The 21,948-nt window shown below is 38.4% G+C and carries 16 protein-coding genes and 1 other annotated feature; of the genes, 3 read left to right on the top strand and 13 right to left on the bottom strand.

Translation table 11 applies throughout. The annotated features are described in order from the left end of the window. Nucleotides 1–81: 81 nt before the first annotated feature. The 12 genes from LS684_RS10565 to LS684_RS10510 form a co-directional block, all read right to left on the bottom strand. Entirely contained in the window at nt 82–1,527 is a 1,446-nt protein-coding gene (locus LS684_RS10565; protein ID WP_233805858.1) for an alanine/glycine:cation symporter family protein, read from the bottom strand. Between the two features lie 174 nt (nt 1,528–1,701). Then, nucleotides 1,702–4,134: a DNA topoisomerase IV subunit A gene (gene parC / locus LS684_RS10560; RefSeq protein ID WP_233811612.1), complete on the bottom strand. Its 2,433-nt coding sequence runs from the start codon at nt 4,132–4,134 to the stop codon at nt 1,702–1,704. Then, nucleotides 4,134–6,110 carry a DNA topoisomerase IV subunit B gene (gene parE, locus LS684_RS10555; protein WP_284701556.1) on the bottom strand — a complete coding sequence of 659 codons (1,977 nt, stop codon included), beginning with the start codon at nt 6,108–6,110 and terminating at the stop codon, nt 4,134–4,136. Before parE ends, parC begins: the two co-directional genes overlap by 1 nt. Before the next feature lie 400 nt (nt 6,111–6,510). Then, the gene (gene argS / locus LS684_RS10550) at nt 6,511–8,196 is read right to left on the bottom strand and encodes an arginine--tRNA ligase (RefSeq protein ID WP_349293129.1); all 1,686 of its coding nucleotides are present in this window, start codon (nt 8,194–8,196) and stop codon (nt 6,511–6,513) included. A gap of 44 nt (nt 8,197–8,240) precedes the next feature. After that, nucleotides 8,241–8,459: a binding site (T-box leader), on the bottom strand. Nucleotides 8,460–8,501: 42 nt separating this feature from the next. Beyond that, nucleotides 8,502–8,924 (bottom strand): CoA-binding protein, encoded by a 423-nt coding sequence (locus tag LS684_RS10545; protein ID WP_233805852.1) that lies wholly within the window; start codon nt 8,922–8,924, stop codon nt 8,502–8,504. 41 nt (nt 8,925–8,965) lie between these two features. Beyond that, nucleotides 8,966–9,859 (bottom strand): glycine betaine ABC transporter substrate-binding protein, encoded by an 894-nt coding sequence (locus LS684_RS10540; RefSeq protein WP_233805851.1) that lies wholly within the window; start codon nt 9,857–9,859, stop codon nt 8,966–8,968. A gap of 17 nt (nt 9,860–9,876) precedes the next feature. Continuing rightward, the gene (locus tag LS684_RS10535) at nt 9,877–10,530 is read right to left on the bottom strand and encodes an ABC transporter permease (RefSeq protein ID WP_233805850.1); all 654 of its coding nucleotides are present in this window, start codon (nt 10,528–10,530) and stop codon (nt 9,877–9,879) included. Further along, nucleotides 10,523–11,557 carry an ABC transporter ATP-binding protein gene (locus LS684_RS10530; RefSeq protein ID WP_284701555.1) on the bottom strand — a complete coding sequence of 345 codons (1,035 nt, stop codon included), beginning with the start codon at nt 11,555–11,557 and terminating at the stop codon, nt 10,523–10,525. Before LS684_RS10530 ends, LS684_RS10535 begins: the two co-directional genes overlap by 8 nt. 299 nt (nt 11,558–11,856) lie before the next feature. Beyond that, nucleotides 11,857–12,828: an HD-GYP domain-containing protein gene (locus LS684_RS10525; protein WP_233805849.1), complete on the bottom strand. Its 972-nt coding sequence runs from the start codon at nt 12,826–12,828 to the stop codon at nt 11,857–11,859. Nucleotides 12,829–12,862: 34 nt separating this feature from the next. Continuing rightward, on the bottom strand, nt 12,863–15,037 hold the full coding sequence (locus LS684_RS10520) for an EAL domain-containing protein (RefSeq protein WP_233805848.1): 2,175 nt from the start codon (nt 15,035–15,037) through the stop codon (nt 12,863–12,865). A gap of 189 nt (nt 15,038–15,226) precedes the next feature. Then, nucleotides 15,227–16,522, bottom strand: a complete 1,296-nt coding sequence (locus tag LS684_RS10515) for a purine/pyrimidine permease (RefSeq protein WP_233805847.1) — start codon at nt 16,520–16,522, stop codon at nt 15,227–15,229. A 129-nt stretch (nt 16,523–16,651) separates the two neighbouring features. Continuing rightward, nucleotides 16,652–18,373: a glycosyl hydrolase family 18 protein gene (locus LS684_RS10510; protein WP_233805845.1), complete on the bottom strand. Its 1,722-nt coding sequence runs from the start codon at nt 18,371–18,373 to the stop codon at nt 16,652–16,654. Between the two features lie 287 nt (nt 18,374–18,660). On the opposite strand from LS684_RS10510, the gene plsY reads away from it, so the two are divergent. Continuing rightward, entirely contained in the window at nt 18,661–19,242 is a 582-nt protein-coding gene (gene plsY, locus LS684_RS10505) for a glycerol-3-phosphate 1-O-acyltransferase PlsY (RefSeq protein ID WP_233811611.1), read from the top strand. A gap of 148 nt (nt 19,243–19,390) precedes the next feature. Beyond that, nucleotides 19,391–20,323 (top strand): sensor histidine kinase, encoded by a 933-nt coding sequence (locus LS684_RS10500; RefSeq protein WP_233805843.1) that lies wholly within the window; start codon nt 19,391–19,393, stop codon nt 20,321–20,323. A gap of 29 nt (nt 20,324–20,352) precedes the next feature. On the opposite strand, the gene LS684_RS10495 is transcribed toward LS684_RS10500, so the two are convergent. Continuing rightward, nucleotides 20,353–21,651, bottom strand: a complete 1,299-nt coding sequence (locus LS684_RS10495; protein ID WP_267930180.1) for a globin-coupled sensor protein — start codon at nt 21,649–21,651, stop codon at nt 20,353–20,355. A gap of 125 nt (nt 21,652–21,776) precedes the next feature. On the opposite strand from LS684_RS10495, the gene LS684_RS10490 reads away from it, so the two are divergent. Next, nucleotides 21,777–21,941 (top strand): hypothetical protein, encoded by a 165-nt coding sequence (locus LS684_RS10490; RefSeq protein ID WP_233805841.1) that lies wholly within the window; start codon nt 21,777–21,779, stop codon nt 21,939–21,941. Nucleotides 21,942–21,948 lie beyond the last annotated feature (7 nt).

Genomic DNA, 21,948 nt, shown 5'->3' with positions numbered 1-21,948 from the left:
GGGCATTCTATGATTCAGAAGGATAAAAAAGCCGCACCTAGCTAGCATGGTTACACTAGACAAGTACGGCTTGATGGTCTGTTAAATTGATTGTTTTGTGTTTTCAGTTGTTGGTTTACTCTCCCAACATTCAATTCCCTCGAGTCCAGAGATGGAATCTGCGTAGAAAACTGGATCTTTGTCATCCTCGCGTTGCTTTTGGTAATCCTTTAAGGCTTTATATGCAATTTTCCCTAATAGGAAGATAACAATTAAGTTAATAAAGGCCATAATTCCCATGAATAGATCGGCAAGCGTCCAAACAATCGAAAGGTTGACGACAGCTCCGAAAATTACCATAGCCAGCACAGCCATACGATAGATGAAAAGCATCGCTTTACTATTTTTGATAAACTCAATATTCGTTTCTCCATAATAATAGTTCCCAATAATGGAGCTAAAAGCGAATAGGAATATCGAAATGGCAATAAAGATCGTAGCCCATGAACCAATATGCTCGGATAACGCAAATTGAGTTAATTGAATGCCCGTTAATTCGGTTGCAGCATAATCACCTGATAAAAGAATAATAAAGGCAGTTGCCGAACAGATTAAGATCGTGTCAACAAAGACACCAAGCGTTTGGATTAATCCTTGTTTGACTGGGTGTGTGACAGCTGCAGTGGCTGCTGCGTTTGGAGCGCTACCCATTCCCGCTTCATTTGAGAACAGACCGCGTTTAATCCCCATCATGATCGCCGCACCGATACCTCCACCGACCACTTCTTCCACGCCAAAGGCACTTTTCACAATTAGACTAAGAACGGCAGGTACTTCTGTAATATTAAGAATAACAATAAAAATAGCAAGAAGTAGATAAATCGTCGCCATAATCGGCACAATCACTTGTGATACATGAGCAATCCTTTTGACACCACCAAAAATGACAAGACCGGTTAGAACCACTAATACGATTCCAACTGAAAAGCGGCTCATACCAAATGCTTCGTTAAAAGCAATTGAAATGGTGTTCGATTGCACTGAATTAAAGACAAGACCAAAGCAAAATGTAATAATAATTGCAAATAATACACCTAGCCAGCGCATATGAAGTCCTTTTTGAATATAATAGGCAGGTCCTCCTCTGAATCCATCCTTATCATGAACCTTATAAATTTGCGCTAATGTACTTTCTACAAAGCTCGATGCTGCGCCGAAGAAGGCGATAATCCACATCCAAAATACGGCTCCAGGCCCTCCAGCTGCAATCGCTGTTGCTACACCTGCAAGGTTTCCCGTTCCAACTCGAGAAGCGGCACTGATGCAAAATGCTTGAAAGGAAGATAGCCCTTTTTTTCCATCAGAAGACACCATTGCCTTGTCACCAAGGAGACGAAACATTTCACGAAAGTATCTTAATTGGACAAACCCTGTTTTTACGCTAAATAATAATCCTAAAAGAATCAGTACAGCAATTAAAATATACGTCCAAAAAAAGTCACTGACTGTTGCAATTTGGGTCTCCCATATTTGTAAAGTCTTTTCCATAGAGTTCCTCCTGATTTTCTTGTTGAAAGTATTTAGACTTTATTATAGTAATCTATCAAAGAAAAACAAGTACTAATTTTCTTATTTTGCGAGATTTTGTCGAAGAAGAGGATATAAGCAGGAGAAAATCTCCATGATAATAAACTACCCAGCCTTAAGACTGGGTAGTAAAAATTATTGAACTTCTTTCATTTCTTCTTTCCAAATCGCGACAATTCGGCCTGCTTCTGATTCATCTAAGACAAACGAGCCATTAGAATACCGATCATTGTTTCGCAAATCTTTCACTTGCGTTTTCTCTGTTAGTCCTTTTTCAGACTCAACCAAGATGATAGATGTGTCCGTTACGAGTTCTAAACCAATTAATCGGTGTGGATTCGATTTGAGCTCACGAAGCATAACCACTCCACGTTTAGCACGTGATGCAAGCTCAAATTCATCAAGCTTCATGCGTTTAATCGCCCCGCGCTGAGTAACGATGACTACACTTTGTTTGATTCCCATTTCAATGAGCTTCCCGCTTACGACAAAATCACCGTCTTTTAAATTGATTCCTTTAACTCCAGCGGCACGAGCACCAACAATATTTACTTCTTCTTCTTTAAAGCGAAGACCGTAACCTAAATGAGTGGCAAGCAATAGCTCTTGCTGTCCATTTGTTAAATGCACATCGACTACCTCGTCATCTCCTTTTAAGTTGATGGCCACTAATGGCTTAGAGTAACGTTGAGCTTTATAAGCCTTAAGCTCTGTTTTCTTCACCATTCCATTTTTAGTGACAAACAGCATAAACAGATCTTGTTCAAAGTCTTTAATCGGGAATGCTTGCAAAATTTGTTCATCCCGATCGATTGGAATAATATTCGCAATATGCTGTCCGAGATCTTTCCAACGGATATCTGGTAGTTCATGAACAGGACAATATAAATAATTCCCTTTATTTGTAAATAGGACAACCACATCGGTTGTGTTCACATCCAGCTGGGCAATGAGTCGATCTGAATCCTTCATGCCGAAATCCTGTCCATTAGACGCAGCATAAGAACGAAGACTTGTTCGTTTCACATAGCCCTCTTTTGTAACAGATACGATGACATCTTCACTTGCTACAAGAACCTCGAGGTTAATCTTTATTTCTTCAATTTCTGCTTCGATTTGCGTTTTTCTATCATCCTCGAACTTTTTCTTAACCGCTTTAAGCTCTTTTTTAATAACCGAATGAAGCACTTTTTCACTTTGTAGGATCGCTGAAAGCTCTTCGATTTTCTTCGCTAACTCACTTGCTTCATTCTGTAAAGCAGTAATATCCGTATTGGTTAATCGATAAAGCTGTAAAGATACAATTGCTTCTGCTTGTGGCTCTGAAAAAGCGAATTTCGCAATGATATTGTCTTTCGCGTCTCGTTTGTCTTTTGAAGCTCGAATGGTCGCAATCACTTCATCTAATACAGATAGAGCTTTCATTAACCCTTCGACAATATGCTCTCGATCTTTCGCTTTTTGTAAATCGTATTGTGAGCGTTTTGTAACAACATCTTTTTGATGCCCGATGTAAGCATCAAGCAACTCGCGAATACCTAGTAATTTCGGCCGTTTATTTGAAATAGCTACCATATTAAAATTATATGGAATTTGAAGGTCGCTATTTTTATACAAGTAATTTAAAACGCCTTCTGCGTCCGCATCCTTCTTCAATTCGACGACCATACGGAGACCGGTGCGATCTGTTTCATCCCGGACCTCCGCAATCCCTTCCACTTTCCGGTCCAATCGAAATTCGTCGATCTTCTTAACAAGATTGGCTTTATTGACTTCATACGGGATTTCCGTAATGACAATTTGTTGTTTGCCCCCGCGAACATCCTCAATATTCGCTTTTCCGCGAATGATGATTTTCCCTTTCCCTGTTTCATAGGCTTTGCGAATTCCGTCAACGCCTTGAATAATGCCTCCAGTTGGAAAATCCGGTCCTTTTATCACCTTCATTAGGTCATCAACAGTCGATTGGGGGTTGTCCATCCGTAAAATGACACCGTCAATGACTTCGCCTAAGTGATGAGGGGGAATTTCTGTTGCATACCCTGCTGATATTCCCGTTGATCCATTAACAAGTAAATTCGGATACATGGAAGGTAGTACAGTTGGTTCACTTGACGTGTCATCGAAGTTTGGAATAAACTCTACCGTATTTTTTTCAATATCCCGCAATAATTCTGATGCAATTGCAGATAAGCGCGCCTCTGTATAACGCATCGCAGCTGGAGGATCGCCATCGATACTTCCGTTATTTCCATGCATTTCAACAAGTAGATTTCTAAGCTTCCAGTCCTGACTCATCCGCACCATGGCATCGTAAACAGATGTATCACCATGAGGATGATAATTCCCAATTACATTTCCGACTGTTTTTGCCGCTTTTCGGAATCCTTTTTCATTTGTATTGCCTTCTACATGCATGGCATACAGAATTCGGCGCTGTACAGGCTTAAGTCCATCGCGAGCATCAGGAAGGGCACGCTCCTGAATGATATACTTACTGTAGCGTCCAAAGCGATCACCTAACACATCCTCAAGAGGTAAGTCACGAAATTTCTCTGATGCATTTATCATTCCACTACCTCCTCAATTACCGAAATGTTTTCGTTCTCCAGAATGCTTCCATCTTCTTCAAGACCGAAGGCAACATTGGATTCAATCCATTTTCGTCGAGGCTCTACCTTATCACCCATTAATGTGGTAACACGACGTTCAGCACGTGCCGCATCATCAATACGTACGCGTATTAGTGTACGCGTTTCCGGGTTCATCGTTGTCTCCCAAAGCTGGTCTGCGTTCATTTCGCCGAGACCTTTATAGCGCTGAATCATATAGCCTTTCCCGATTTTCTTCATGGCATCCTGGAGTTCTTCATCACTCCACGTGTACTCTACAACTTCCTTTTTCCCGGTCCCTTTGCTCACTTTATATAAAGGAGGAAGGGCAATAAATACCTTACCAGCCTCAACAAGTGGTTTCATATAGCGGTAGAAGAAAGTAAGAAGAAGAACTTGGATATGAGCACCGTCAGTATCTGCATCGGTCATAATAATGATCTTGTCATAATTTACATCATCTAAGTTAAAATCCGCTCCAATTCCAGCACCAATTGCATGGATAATCGTGTTAATTTCTTCATTTTTAAAAATATCAGCTAGCTTCGCTTTTTCCGTATTTATCACTTTCCCGCGCAGAGGAAGGATGGCTTGGAAACGGCGATCACGTCCTTGTTTTGCTGATCCACCTGCCGAGTCACCCTCAACAAGGTACAATTCATTTTTTTGAGGATTCTTCGATTGAGCAGGTGTTAGCTTACCAGATAATACCGTTTCAGACCGCTTCCGCTTTTTGCCGCTTCGAGCTTCCTCTCTTGCTTTTCGAGCAGCTTCTCTTGCTTGATACGCCTTGATCGCTTTTTTAATAAGGAGGGAGCTGATATCAGGATTTTCTTCAAAGAAATAAGAAAGATGCTCCGATACGACTGTATCAACAGCAGAACGAGCTTCACTTGTTCCTAATTTTCCTTTTGTTTGGCCTTCAAATTGCAAGAGCTCCTCTGGCACGCGAACCGAAATGATCGCTGAAAAGCCTTCACGGATATCTGCACCATCTAGGTTTTTATCTTTTTCCTTAAGAAGGTTCACTTTACGAGCATATTCGTTAAACATTCTCGTAATCGCTGTTTTTGCACCTGCTTCATGCGTTCCACCGTCTTTTGTGCGAACGTTGTTAACAAATGACAGAACATTTTCGGAATAGCCATCATTAAATTGGAAGGCAAAGTCCACTTCAATACCATTGTGAGCACCTTCAAAGCTAATCACGGGATGAAGGGAGTCCTTTTCCTCATTTAAGTACTGTACAAAAGCTTCTATTCCGTTTTCATAATAAAAAACGTCATGGAAATCATTTCGCTCATCAATGATTTCCATTTTCATTCCTTTTAACAAGAAAGCAGACTCTCTTAAACGTTCACATAATGTTTCATAATTATAGGTAGTGGCAGAAAAGATGGTTGGATCCGGCTTAAAATGAATGGTTGTTCCAGTTTGATTCGTTTTCCCAACCTTTTCAAGCGTTGTAACAGGCTTTCCTCCATTTTCAAAACGTTGCTCATAGACGAAGCCTTCTCTTCTAATTTTGACGACTAGCCATTCAGATAAGGCATTTACAACTGATGCTCCAACACCGTGCAGGCCACCGCTTGTTTTATAGCCACCTTGACCAAATTTTCCACCTGCATGTAACACAGTTAGAATGACCTCAGGCGTCGGCTTGCCTAATTTATGCATACCTGTTGGCATTCCTCTTCCTTTGTCCTGTACACTAACGGAATGATCTTTATGTAATTTCACAATAATTGTGTTTCCATAACCAGCTAATGCTTCATCAACTGAATTATCTACGATTTCATACACTAAGTGATGAAGACCTCGTGAATCTGTGCTTCCGATATACATTCCCGGACGCTTTCGAACAGCTTCTAGTCCTTCTAGTACTTGTATGGCATCATCATTGTACTCAAATGCTTGTTGATTTTTTGCCACGAACATACCCCTTTCATCTTGCAAACAACACGCTATCGTCTTTGTATGTATAATGTCGAACATCCGTATATGTATTCGTTATAAAATTTAGATAATCCTTTAATAAAATGTGATTATTATTTGAACGAACAAATGTTCTATACCGTCTATATTATCAACTTCACGAAAAGACGTCTATGTTTTATTGTATATATTTATTGAGATTTGGCAAATAAGTTCATGAATCAGATTTCATAATTACTAGAGAAAAAGCCTTTTCTTTTCTCTTCCCTTTCATTTGCATAAGCCCTTTATAAGTATAAACCAATTTGATCTAGATTAGTTTGATAAATTAGCTTCTGGTTTTGATGCGTAAAAAAACCCATGGCCATTTGACAGCACCAATGGGTTTAACTTACCATTACATTCTTTCTGGAGCCTCAATTCCAAGTAAACGCAAGCCCTCTTTTAACACAACCGTTACTGAATAAACAAGAGATAGTCTAACCTGTTTTTGTTCTTCATCTAAGATCCGTACCATTCCATAATATTTATTGAATGCCTTTGATACATCTAGAACGTACCGAGCAATTTGTGATGGATCGTATTCCTTTAATGACCGCTCAATTGTAGTAGGGAACTCCGTTAATAACGTAATGATCTCCCATGCAGAATCATCATTGAAGCTAGCAATCTCAACACCCTCTTGAAAATCCCCTTTTCGTAATAAAGAACATGCCCGAGCATGTGTATATTGAACATATGGGCCAGTTTCGCCTTCAAATTTCAGCATATCCTCTAAGGAAAATTCAATATCATTTTGACGGAAGTGCTTAAGATCATGAAAGATAACCGCTCCCGTACCGACCTGTCTTGCTACTTGATCTACGTTCGGTATTTCTGCATTTCTCGCTGCAATGTTCGCTTTTGAATGGGTGATCGCCTCATTTAATACTTCTTCCAAAAGCACAACCTTTCCTCTTCTGGTCGACATTTTCTTTCCGTCTTTTAACATCATGCCAAATGGAATATGGACTAGCCCTTTTTGCCAAGGTAAGGCTAATTTATTTAAAACAGCGAACACTTGTTTAAAATGCAGGGCTTGTTCATTTCCAACAACATAAAGGGACTTAGTAAAGTGGTATGTTTTTTGGCGGTAAATGGCTGCTGCTAGATCTCTTGTTGCATATAAGGTTGTGCCATTTGTTTTTTTTATTAAGGTTGGTGGTAGGCTGTATTCATCAAGTGTCACCACTTTTGCACCATCTGATTCGACTAATAAACAATTCTCTTTCAATTGCTGTATAACCGCTTCCATTTGATCATTGTAGAAGGCTTCACCGTGATATGAGTCAAATGTGATGCCTAGTAGCTCATAAATTCTAGCAAATTCCTTTAATGACTCGTCCTTAAACCAAGACCATAAAAAATAAGCTTCTTCATTGCCATTCTCTAACCTTTTGAACCACTCTCTAGCTTGTTCATTTAAGCTTTCATCAAGCTCTGCTGCCTCGTGAAATTGGACGTATAGGCGTAATAATTCTTTAATCGGCTGCATTTTGACTTGATCTTCATTGCCCCACATTTTATAGGCAACGATTAATTTACCAAATTGTGTGCCCCAATCCCCCAAATAGTTTATACGAATCGGCTGAAATCCGCATTTTTGCAATATAAGTGCTATTGAATTTCCAATAACAGTAGACCGTAGATGCCCCATTGAAAAAGGCTTTGCAATATTAGGGGATGAAAAGTCAATGGTGACGACCTGATTTTCCCCTATATGACTTGTTCCGTACTCATTTTTTTCGTTCAATATCTTTCTGATCACCATTGTTGAAACAGTCGATTTTTTGAGGAATACATTGACATAGCCATTTACCGCTTCTACTTTTTCAAACTCAGGAGATGCTAGTTTTTGGGCTAGTTCTTCTGCAATCGTCTGAGGTGACTTGCGAAAAATTTTTGAAAGCTCATAGCAAGGAAACGCAAGGTCGCCTAAATGAGCAAATTTCGGCTTTTCAATCCTTGTTCGTATATCTGATTGCTGTAACGTACCTTCTAAACAATCAACTAGTACTTGACTGAACCGTTCTTTATCATTCACCATAATCTCCCCCTAAATAAAAAGCTCCCGTCTCTTTATTAACATAAAGAGACGGGAGCTTTGACCCGTGGTACCACTCTAATTGTATAATCCAAGGATTATACCACTTTCTTTTCTAACGGGGCATGCCCCGGCTTCCCCTACTTAGTTCAGGAAAGCATCTACAAAGTGCGCTTCATTATGTGTAATAGGTTCAGGCTTTCACCATCCCTGAATCGCTAGTCCCACCCTTACATAATTACTCTCTTTGTCACTGATGTTGGATATATTTTTATATATTATAAAGCTTTAATAAAAAATAGCAACTAGCTTCGTGACTTTGTTAAGGCGTGCTCTACTTTAATGCATCGATCCATAATAATGATATAGCCCTTTTCTTTTAGAAAAGTATATGCTTCCTCATGTTCTACACCCAGTTGAGCCCAGAATACATCTGCATCGATTTCAACAAATTCCTTTGCGATGTCAGGTAAAAATTCGGATCGGCGAAAAATATTGACGATATCTACATGGCCGTCAATATCTTTCAGGCTTGCAACGGCTTTGACACCTAGCACTTCATCAATACTCGGATTGACTGGAATAATTTCGTAGCCTGCTTTTTGCATTGCTTCTGAAACCATGTATGAAGTTCTTTCAGGATTCGCACTTAACCCAACAACAGCAATTCTCTTCGCCTTTTTTAAGATGGAACCTATTTCTTCTCTACTTGGATTTTCAATTGGCATCTGTCTTCCCACTTTCCATTAATATAAGTAAAGCTAATAGCTTAGTCTTCGATTAACCCTTTTGAAATAAGAAATTCTCTTGCTACCTCTTTTGGGTCATTTTTATCAATGTCTACTTTAGCATTCATTTCTGACATTTCTGTTTCGCTGATTTTTCCAGCAAGCTCATTGACAACCTTTTCTAGGTCAGGAAACTGATCAAGCACTTCTTGTCTTACTACCGGTGCTGCATAGTAAGCAGGGAAAAATCCTTTATCATCCTTTAATGATTCCAAGTCATATCGAACAATGCGGCCATCTGTAGTAAAAGCAGGGATGACATCTACATCTCCTTGCTTAACAGCTTCATACATTATGTTCGGATCAAAGCTTTCTGTACCTTTGAATTGGAATGCATATGCTTCTGCTAAAGCATCATACCCGTCTGCTCGTTCGTAAAATTGATGGGGAGCTCCAAACGTAAGATCCTTTGTGAAAGGAACTAGGTCTGAAAATGTTTCTGCTTCAATATTTTGCTCTTTTGTATAGGCGAGCGTGTACGTGTTTTCAAAGCCAAGCGGCTCTAACCAAACGACATCAAATTTCTCCTTGTAGCCCTTTCTCACTCGCTCTAATACAGAATCTGCTGACTCTCCTGGCTCAGCTTTTTCCTTCAAAACAGCCTCAAGTCCTGTACCTGTATATTCTACATACATATCAATATCTCCTTTTTCAAGAGCAGGAGTTAAGATCGACACTTCACCTAGACTGTCTTTTACTTCCACGTTATAATCTGTCTTCGCTTGAATATACTCGGATAAGATATGAGGGAGAATATATTGCTCGGTCCACATTTTTCCTGAAATGACAATTTTCTCGTCATTATTTCCTCCACATGCCGAAAGAATAGTGACGACCATTAATAGAATTGATACTACTAATCCTTTTCGATTCATCTATCTGGTTCCTCCAATCAATTTTTCATTCCTTTTGGTGTGGCTAATTTTTCTACTCGCTTTAATAAATAATCAAAGAAAATTGCAAGTGCCGCTGCTGGAATGGCTCCTGCGAGTACCAGCTGATTATTCCAGGTGGATAGACCGCGATAAATCAAATCCCCTAAGCCACCAGCACCAACAAAAGTTGCAAGTGTCGCAACCCCAACCGTTAATACGGTAGCTGTGCGAATTCCTGCCATCATAAACGGAAGGGAGAGTGGCAATTCAATTTTTGTTAATATTTGTTTACTTGTCATCCCCATCCCTTTTCCTGCTTCAATAATCCCGCTATCCACACCAACAATTCCTGTATATGTATTTCGGAGGATAGGCAAAAGAGAATAGATGGTCAGCGCTGTAATGGCCGTAACACTACCTGTTCCAAAGATGGGAATAAGAAATCCGAAAAAGGCAAGGCTTGGAATCGTTTGAAACACAGCAGTTATTCCAATGAAAAACTCAGCAAATTTTCGATTGCGCGAAATATAGATACCTAAAGGAATGGCAATGAATAAGGCAATAAAAATACTGGTAAATGATAAAAATAAATGCTCCATTAAGCCCTTTAAAATATCATCTGAACGGGTAGACACCGTGTCTAGAAAGAGTGAAAATGAATTTTTATCCATGCTGCACCTCTTTCCCATCAATGCCCGAGTAATAGGACAGAAGCTGATCCTTTGAAATCATCCCGACAAGCTGACGTTCTTTTGTTAGAACAGGTACAATGTCTAATGTTTGTTCAATTAGTAATCGAACTGCTATTGTCAATTCTTGGTCACTATAGACCACTGGATAATTAGCTACCTCATGATCCAATTGAAAGGCTCCTACATATGTACCATCCGTATCCGTTTTAAAGGATATGGATGAATAATTCAGTTGATTGGGCATCATTAGATCCATTACCTTTTTACTCGACTTATTCCCTAACCGATTTTCCCCAATAAAGTCGATGACAAACCCATTCTTTGGATTTTTCAATATCTGTTCTGGTGAATCGATTTGCACGATTTCACCTTCCTTCATGATAATCATTCGATCAGATATCTTTAAGGCTTCATCAATGTCATGCGTAACAAATACAATTGTCTTTTTGATATTCTTTTGCAGTATTTTTAATTCATCCTGCAGTTGCTCTCGACTGATCGGATCTAAGGCGCTAAAGGGTTCATCCATCAGAACAATTGGCGGCTCAGCGGCAAGTGCTCTTACAACTCCGACACGCTGCTGCTGACCCCCACTAAGCTCTAGTGGATATTTTTCACGGTACAGGGACGGATCAAGTCCAACGAGATCTAGCAGTTCGTCAACCCTTTTCGTATATTGTTCCCTACTCCAGCCTTTTAATTTCGGAATTAGGGAAATATTATCAGCAATTGTCATATGTGGTAGCAATCCGATTTGCTGAATCACATACCCGATATTTCGACGGAGCTCGACGGCATTAACAGTTGAAATGTCTTGTCCGGCTACATAAATCTTCCCTTCAGTTGGCTCAATCAGTTTGTTTACCATTTTCATCGTAGTCGTCTTTCCGCACCCACTTGGGCCGATTAAAGTGACAAGCTCACCCTCTTGGATTTGCAAATCCAATTGTTTTACAGCTTGAAATCCATCTTCATATACTTTCTTCACACCTTCAAATCGAATCATGTTCCACCTTCCTTAATTATGCATATCACTTCTTACCTACTTAGAGTAGATGAATCCCATTCATTTTTCCAATTATTTTGCTCAGAAGTTCCGTTATTCATGATTCAACTTTAAATATGAAGGCATCAGATGCATTTCTTAACCCCTTCCATTAATGGGTTCTATCCGGCATTTTCAGTAATGATTCTTTTTATTTATCAATTCCGTCAATTCGAATTCAACTCGATAAAAAAAATCCCAACTTCCTTAAAAGGAGAGGAATTGGGATTCGTACAGTTGATTCAATATGGCTAATGTGATCATTTATCAAATAAACCAATTTTGCTGATTTGAATAGACCGGTCTTTCATTAGGTCGATGAAAGTATCTTGTACTTTTATTAATGGCAGTAAGGGGTCACTCTGATGTACAGAAAGGATTATGCCCATTTTCCCGGTTGATAGCAATACCTTCTCACCGATCAATGACGTCATTATTCCTCGAATGAAAACAGTAGTGATTTTCATGTCTAGCAAACCATACGAGCCTTTACTCATTTCATCCATAATTTGATAAAAAGGCAGTGCTTTCCGGTAGACACGGTCTGATGCCATCGCATGAAATACATCGACTACACCGACAATTTTGGCATAGGTCGTAATTTCATTTCCTTTTAAGTTATATGGATATCCACTTCCATCCATCCGTTCGTGATGCTGTAATGCAATTAGCGGAATATCGAACTGAAGCTTTTGTTGATTCAATAATAGATGATACCCATAAATGGGATGCATTTTTATTACTGAAAATTCTTCATTAGTTAATCTTCCAGGCTTGTTCAAGATCCTTTCGGGAATACATAATTTACCAATGTCATGTAAAACTGCACCTGTAATTAATACTCTTAAGTGTTCTTCTGATAATCTAAGCCATTTTCCTAAAAGCCCCGACAAGATGGCTACACTAATATTATGCTGTGCGGTATAGGGATCACTTTGGTGTAAAAGCTTTATTAAATAACTAATATAAGGTGTTTTCGTAATCTTCAAGATTTCAGGTACAACTTTCTGTTGAATCGGTTGAATTTGTATCTCTTTCGTCAACTTTGTCATTTCAAAAATAAAAGAAAGCTCTTCACAAGCTTTACGAATACTAGATTTCAAATGGTTCATCCCATCTAAATCTTTCGAAGGGGAGCAATTGCCAAATTCCTCTTTATATTGTTTCATAAGTATTTGTTCAATCTCAATCTCGGTTAACGTATCTTTATGATAGTTATAGATTTTTTTCATAATACTCCTTCATTTCGTTTGGAAATAATCAAAATTATTGTTCTTTCTTTAAATACAGAAATTTATCCCCAGTAACAAATCGATCTGAGTGATTGATTGAATTATTCTTAATTAAAGCTGAGAAGCGGTTTAAATTCGTAAGTAGCCTTTGTCTTTCATGCTCACTAATAACAAACTCGAGTCCATATTCAAAAAAGCCCTTTTTTATCTCTTTGTATCGAACGATTTTTCCTTTTAGTTCAAATTGAGCGTTTAACACATTTACATGAATAGATAGGATTACAAAAGGATTAACTGGAAATTTAATGAGTGATAGGAACCTAAGGCCACCTGGACCGATATCTTCAACAAGGACCTCTGTTTTTCCTAAATTGACTTCTTTTCCTTGAATCTCACTAATCGTAATAAAGGAACTAATGGAGTATGGAAGCTCAATCCGGAAATATTTTCTTCGATTTTCCCAATTTTCGTCATCACTCGTAATCATAGGTGAACAGTGGCCAACCTTTAATAAACGCTCAAATTCCTCTTCATTGAGGGGGGTGGAAAAATAAATCCCTTGCGTCACATCACAGCCAACTTTTTTAAGAAAATCATACTGTTCCTTTGTATCACATCCTTCTACATTCGCTTGAACCTGTAAATCTCTCATCAGGCTTAATAGCGATTTTAGTATTTTTTCATCTACTGAGTTTTTGTATTGGTTTAATAATGTTTTAGAAACTTTAATGGAATCCGGGGCATAAAGCTTAAGTTCATTTAACGAAAAGCTACCAGTCCCAAAACCAGCGAGCGTTAGGTTTACACCTTTGCTTTTTAGTTCTTTCATTTTTTCGGCTAATTGTTTTGTGGGGACGATTTTTTCTCCCCTCGTAATTTGTAAATCTACATATTGTGGAAGTAACTTTTCATCCGCCAAAAGGCTTGCTAAATCATCGATAAAGTTAGGCTTTAAGAAATATTTTGAATCGAAAGCAATTGAAATAGGTATATGTTGTAAGTTGTTCAATTGCCATTTTTTATTCATCTTTATCGATTGTTCGAGAAGCCAATTCGTGACCAGATGATCAATTCCAATTTCTCTGCTAAGCCTGTTAAATTCCTCCTGATCGAGTTCACCCCAGAATGGATGATTCCAGTATGGGATCGCTTCTACTCCAATAATTTTTCCCGTGTTTAACTTGACTATCGGAATAAAGTGCATTTGAATCAGATTTGACTCATAGGCTTTAAATAATTCATTCTTCATTTCAAAGCCTTCAATCAATTGAAGATTCATCTTATTCGAGTAAAAATAAAAATTGTTCCTTCCCAGCTCTTTCGCATATTTCATTGCTGTTTCAGTTTGTGAAAAAACATCACTAACCGTTTCACCATTTTGCGGAAACAGACAGCCTCCAATGCTGAGCGTAACCTTCAGTTCTAACTCATCTACCTTAATAGGCTTTGATACGGATTGTAAGATAGTTGAAGCTGTTTTTGATAATTCTGCTTTCGAACTGTTCATTAAAATGAAACAAAACTGATCGGAGCTTATCCTTGCAAGGAAACTATTTGCAGGTGCTCCATTCATTAAGATCGTTGAGACCGAAATTAACACTTGATCTCCTACGTTATTTCCAAACGCTTCGTTGATTTTATTAAAGTAGTCAATGTCTATTAATAGCGCGCCAAACGACTGCTCTGCTTGTACATGTTGGTTCATAATATCTTGTAGGTTACGCTCTAGTAGAGAACGGTTGGGTAATTTCGTAAGTTTGTCATAATAGGCTAGCTGGTAGATCGTTTGTTCGGCAAGCTTTCTTTTTGTGATATCATGTCGTATTGCAATATACTGAAAGGGCTTACCCTTTTCATCAAGAAAAGGAACAATAACAGCATCTACCCAATAATATGAACCCGATTTTGTTTTGTTTTTCACCTCTGCTCTAAAAATCCTTCCGCTCTGAATGGTATCCCACATTTCTTTAAAGAGGCTTTTCGGATGGTGTCCGGAATTGACCATTCGGTGGTCCTTTCCAATTAGTTCATCTCTTGAATATTCTGATATCTCACAAAATTTATCGTTTACATAGGTGATTTTTCCTTTTGCATCAGTGATTGCTAGAATCGTTGATTGATCAAGGGCAAACTTTATATCCTTTAGTTCCTTGTTTAACCACTCTATTTGTCTTTGTCGATTGCTTCCATATGGTGATATATTTAACAACGAATTCCCTCCCTGTCACATTTCCTTTACGTTTGTATAGTAAAATAAACCCGGGTATATCGAACTATCAAACCCCTTTTTAAAATTTTACCATTTTGTAGCGATAGCAAATTTGATCATTCTGTGAAAATTCAATGAATATTTAGTTAACAAAAAACAAAAAAACTCCACACGATGTGCGAAGTTAAATTAGACTTTGGAAAGTAGCTTTTCTTTCCGAATCGAATATTGGTCGATTATTATTGCCATCAATGTTCCCAGGATTAATCCGTTGTTCAGTAGTGCTGTAAGGTAGGGAGGAATACCAATAAACGCTTTTGAGGAAACAAACATGGCACCAACCCCTGTAAGCAAGGCAACACCAATCACTCGCCTAATTCTGCTTTGATTTGCCTCTTTTTCAATTTCGCCAAACGCGATTCCAACCATATTTGTAAAAACAACAAATGTAACGGCGTAACCGATTGGAGTTGGTAATGCGGCAAAAAAGCTCATCATCATTGGAAAGAAACTCGAAATGGTTACAAAGGCAGCACCAATCAAAAACGGAAGGAGTTTACTAATGTTCGTCGTGGCAATAAACCCAGCAGCGCCAGAAATAGGTACAGGTCCAATAGCTGAGAACACACCTCCTAATAATTGGTTGATCCCCGTTACAAAGCCTCCTGCAGTTACTCTTGTAGGTCGATCTTCTGTTCTATATGTACTCAACACTCTTCGCACGACATGAATACTTGCAATCATATTTGTAAGTAAAAGCAACGAGACAAATATGGCTGTGATGATCATCCCTGTCTCAAATACTGGCATTCCAAAAGAAAACACCTTTGGAAACGAGAGGATGCGATCACTTGGAAAAGTAAAGGGGGTTGACAGCTTGAATATGGCCATCAAGCACCATCCAACACTTAGGCAAATTAAAATGGAATATTGACTGATAAGTGTTGAAGAATGCCTAGATAAATAGAAGGCTAAAAGGACAACAACAAAGCTAATTCCCGCAATCGGAAGGTCCACTTCTTCTTTTCGGTAGCCAACCCCTAGCATCCCATTCATAAATGAACCACTAAGCTGTAACACAAGCAATAACAAGTAAACACCTGATACGACAGGTGTAAAAAGGGTAGCCAGCTTTTCAATCCACTTTAAGCTACTAAAAAGAATAAAAACCATTCCACTTATGATCATAGCACCTTCTAAAGCCTGTAGTGTTTCAGTTGACGATTGAAAAATGGTTGTGCCAATCCCCGCATAAATAACAAATACTCCCCACCATAGTCCTGCAGGCCCCTCATTGATTGGGAGTCTATGTCCGATCAAGCCTTGTAAGAGGCTTGATATCCCAAGTACAAACATGGTCCGCTGTACAAGTCCCGAGGTCTCTGCAGCACTTAATCCATATAACTCTGCAATGGCAATCGGTGCGACGATTGTTCCTGCGATCATAAAGGCCATCCACTGTATGGCTGATAATCCTGTCTTCATCTAGTCACTCCCATCCCTTATCCTCTATTCATCGTAATAAAAATGGATGAATATCTCAATATCTCAACGACAAATGTAAAAGCTGCCAAGTGATACGCGTGTCTTGGCAGCTTACTGTTATAAGCAAAATTATTTTTTCGTTACTTGTTTTTGATCTAAGTTTAATGCAGTCCAAGCGGTATCATCTGCAAAAAACCTTGACCAGCTTGCTACTCCAGCGAGATCATATTTATTGGCTAGCTCGGCTCTTTTCTGTAAAGAAACTTCATCCTCAAGCCAAATTTTATAAGTGGCTTGATCTCCCTCTGAATAATGCTCAGCATAATTTTGACCTGTTGTCTCATCATATACTGACTTTACATTATTGGTCTTCAACCATTCCTTTACTTTTTTCATACTCCACGCTTTTGACGAAACTTCCCCGTTAGCTTTTTCCTCCCAGATTCGGGTATATAACGGCACACCGAGGATCAGTTTCTCATTTGGTACGACTTCTAATAGCTTTTGTAAATTTTCTTCAACCCACGGCAAGCTTGCTACACTTCCTGCAACGGGTGAAGAGCCCCAATGCTCGTCATATGCCATGACCATTAAATAATCAACAATTTCAGCCAGTTTCTCTCTTTCATAAAAAGCAGACCAATTTCCGCTGTTTGAGATAAAATTGATATCCATTGAAACGATTAATCCAGCCTCATGAAAATAGGGTGTTCCTTCACGAACAAATTGAGTGATTAGAGGACCATCTTCAATATTCACATTCTCTATATCGATGTTAATCCCATCTAATTGGTACATTTGACTGTAATGGAGAAGCTGTCTAATCATTTTCTGACGAGTTTCATAGTCTTTAAACGTTGTATGTGTAAGTTCAGGATCAAATGCATTAGAAAACAGTGCCCAGACTTGATAGCCTCGTTTCTTTGCCCAGTTCACATAATCCAAAGAACCTAAGTTTTTTATCGATCCATCTTCTCCACTTAGCTCAAACCAAGTGGGAGAAACAACGTTCACCCCAGGCATGGCAGGTAATTGACTGATGTCAGGATTTTTGGAATAAACGGCTTCCCACGTTAATTGAATGGGTCCATTGATAATTGGTAGAGTGGCTTCCTTTTGTTCATGTACGATGGAAACCGTTCTCTTCTCTTCTTTTTGAACAAATTCTTTATGAATATAACCCGCTACCCCATTTTCTTTGCGGATATAATAGAATTCTTGCTCTTCTTTCTCGACAAAGACCGTTTCTCCATTTGATGCTTGATCATAGTATGGTGATTGAAGATGAGCTTCTGAACGTAGGCGAAGCTTCTCTTCATGTGCCTTCGGAGCATGGATCGTTCCTACCTGCCTCTCATCACCGTCTTGTTCAATCCAAATTGCCTTTGTGGCATCTAATAGGTCATATTGTATAGGATAATAGGCAAGTATAGGGTCGAGTGAAATATAAAGCTCCCCTTGTTGATCGGTTATGGGGGTAAGCTGTAGCTTAACCGGCTTTTCATTCACATAATAGGTGAGAGATTCAGAAGGCATTTGAATCACTTTATCCTTCGTCGTAATAATAATGGAATTTGATTTTTCATCAAACGCAATGCTGTCATCCACATATTGCTTCATAAATGAAAGGGGAACATATACGGTATTATTCTCTACTACCGCGTTTCCTACCTGCTCCCCTTTATATAAAATAGGATGCTCTCCTATAAAATAATCCGTTCTCTCCTTTGAAGCAAAGGGATATAAGATTAATAGACTACTTGAAATGATTAGAAAAAAAGCAAATACAAGCCCTGCTATAATCCAAGCTTTGGACAGTGGCTTCTTACTGTGAAGTTCTGTTCTCGCCATGTATCTTCCTCCTTCTATCTATCGTAACGTATGTCCCTATCTGTTGAGAAGCGAAAATCTCAGACAAGTTTTCCCTTTTTTTATCTTGTTTTTATTCAACATATACGTAAACGAACAAAACAAGTAAAAAGTTTCAATGAAAAATGAATTAATATATTTTGACCTCGAGCCATATATATAGTAGTAACAAGTAGCACGAAGGGAATTGACATATTCTTCATGGTGTTTTGTAAAATAAATGATACAATAGAAGAACGTAGACAAAGTGTAAGGGAGAATTATGGATGATTGAAATCGTAATGATCGTGATAATCGCGTACCTGCTCGGTTCGATTCCTTCAGGGTTAATTATTGGAAAAGGGTTCTACGGGATTGATATACGCGAGCATGGAAGCGGAAATTTAGGTGGGACAAACACCTTTCGAACATTAGGGGTAAAAGCAGGACTTATCGTAACTGCAGCAGATATATTAAAGGGGACGTTAGCTACCCTATTACCTCTTTTCCTTGATACCGAAATGCATCAGCTAATTGCTGGGCTAATTGCAGTTATAGGTCATATGTATCCAGTGTTTGCTAACTTCAGAGGCGGGAAAGCAGTTGCAACCTCTGCTGGTGTATTACTTGGCTATGAGCCATACATGTTTTTAACTATGTTTGCTATTTTCTTTATTTGCTTATACCTTACTAAATATGTTTCGTTATCTTCCATTTTAGGAGCATTCGCTGCTATCATTTATTCGATGGTAATTTTTGATCCCGCACTAATTGTGGTAGTTACCATACTTGGCATTTTTGTCATCTATAGACATCGAGCCAATATTAAAAGAATCATCAACAAAACCGAACCAAAAATTAAATGGATGTAATCAAAACAGCTGACATATCAAATATGTCAGCTGTTTTTTGTTCCCCTTCATTCCTCACCATTTTACAAAATGTGAGCATGTTTCCCTTCCTCCCCTCATATATTCGAGTAAAGAGAAACGGATATTTCGTGAAAGGTAGGGACTTCTATTGTTTGAACCATTTGAGTTATCACATGATCAGCCAAATATATATTTTGTAATAAATGAAGATTTCAAGATTGTAAATAGCTCCATTTCCCCATTAATTGGGACTAGCTGGTTTCATCTAGACCCTCATCGTATCCTACTAGAGGGAAGCTCTTCACCTCAGCACCTTGACCTATTTATATCACAAGAATCAACACCGTATCAAGTCTTCCAAACAAACGTTTCGAACCTTCTTCATGTTTATTGTATTCCAGCCCTTAAGAAAGACCTCTCCTTGCCGGATCATGCCGCTATGGCGCATGAAATTAGAAATCCACTTGCTGCAATCAAAGGGTTTATACAACTACTAATGCCGGAGCTTGATGAACTCGGAAAGCAAGGATATGGACAGATTATTATCGGAGAAATCGAACGAGCAAACGGGATTCTCGAGGATTACCTTAGGGAGCCATATTCTGAAAAAAAAGGGATGGAAAGAATTCATGTCCAATCCCTACTAAGAGATATGCAGCAATTATACATGGGCCAAGCTATTCAGAAGGATATTCAACTGTATGTTCATTCGGCTATTCAAGAGGTAGAGGTATATGGCAACAGATACGAACTCATACAAGTCCTCACAAATCTTATCAAAAATGCAATTGAAGCAAGTACAGATGATCAAAGGAAACGCAAAATCATTCAACTTGAAGCAAGTGCTGACGACCAAACGGTTTTTATAAAAGTGTCTGATAATGGACCGGGTATGGATGAGCAGACACTCCATCATTTATTTACTCCCTATTTTACAACAAAAGAGGAGGGCACTGGAATTGGCCTTTCCATATGTAGAAAGCTGCTGCAAAAATATAACGGGCAACTAGCGGTATCAAGTGAACTCGGAAAAGGAACTGAATTTACGATCAGCTATCCATTATATAATAAAGAATCGTAGGGAGCTGTTAGTAGCTCCCCTACGGATTACTACAGTGTATTAGCTGTTTCATTAAGCATTTCAGCAGAGGATGAAACCTTCGATGTAGCTACACCAATTTCTTCTATCACTCGAACAAGGTAGGTCATTTTTTGGCCTACTTCAACCGTTTCAGTCAAGCTCTCCTCCATGGATGAAACAATTTCTACAAAAGATTTTTTGGTATGATTAGAGTCTTGTTCACTAGATTGTATGACATTTCTTACTCCATCTAATGATTGTATGACATTTTCCATAAATGTGTTTGAAGTAGTTACGATGGAGTTAATTTCACTAATTGACGTTTTCGTTTGATCAGCCAATTTCCGTACCTCGTCAGCTACTACGGCAAACCCTTTTCCATGCTCGCCAGCCCTTGCGGCCTCAATAGCAGAATTTAAAGATAACAAGTTTGTTTGGTCTGCAATATCTTGTACAACCTTTACAAACTCAGTAATTCTCTTTAGAGAATGGTTTAGTTGGGAAATGTTGCTCTCCACGGTTTTCGTTAAACCGTTAACAGAATCAATATGATTAGATAACGTAAATATACGTTCTTGGCCAGTTGCAGCTAGTTCTTTCGATTTTGCTGACTTTTCACTGTGGTTGAAAACAAGCTCATTTACGTTTCGGCTACTGGAAATTAATGAAAGAACTGCAACGTTCGTTTGTTCACTTAATGCTGCGAGTTCTTGGCTCACCTCTAATATATTTTCCTTGATTTGTTTCTTAATGGTTTCATAGTGGTTCTCTCTTGCTTTTATATTTTCTTGTTCATAAGCCTCTAGAACGAGCTGTTGTTCAAAATTTAGAATCTTAGAAATCGCACAATTCATGGCAAAGCGCTCTTCTTCTTGAGTCAAATACTGATAAACAAGTTTAGATAATGTATTTTGCACATTTTGAAAAGCACATAAATACCAACGAGGCTCTAGACCAATTATATAGTGTCTTTTGGCTACTCTTAACCGAGCTTCAATAAATCCCTCATCAATCTTCCCTTCAAACAACTGAACGATATGACCTTGCAAGGTTTGACGAAGACGATTTATTGTACTATTACTTTCAATAATGGTTTTTAAATGATCTACTTTTAATATCGTCTGGTAAAAATTCTCAACCAATTGTTCAATATGCTCCATAACAATCGGTTGAAATGCATGAACCAAACGTAGCTCTTCTTCGCTTAAATGAATCATCTCTAACTGTTTTAACACATCTTGATTATTTATACTAATATAACCAGGTGTATCTTTTGCAATTTGCAAGATGTTCGGTTGACTCTTTCTCTTCTTTAAGAAAAACTTCATAGATGGATCATCCCTTTTATTAAGATGGAAAAAAATTCTTCAATAAATTGACAAAAACTACTTGTTACATCCTTCATTTCTTAAGCTACTATTAAATTATCCAAAGATAAGGTAGGTGCAATTGAATGGAAAATTATATTTACCTAACGGAAGTAGGAAAAGAACCTCAAGCTGAATTTTATGTTGAGCTGTATGGCTATAATTCGAACCTAACCTGCGAAAGTCACCCAATTAAAACCATCTATTGCTTCGAACAACTAATTCAGTTTGTTGAAGAGTTAAATGATTAACCAAATC

The sequence above is a fragment of the Cytobacillus spongiae genome, from assembly GCF_021390075.1.
This window is presented reverse-complemented; position numbering and strand designations above follow the sequence as displayed.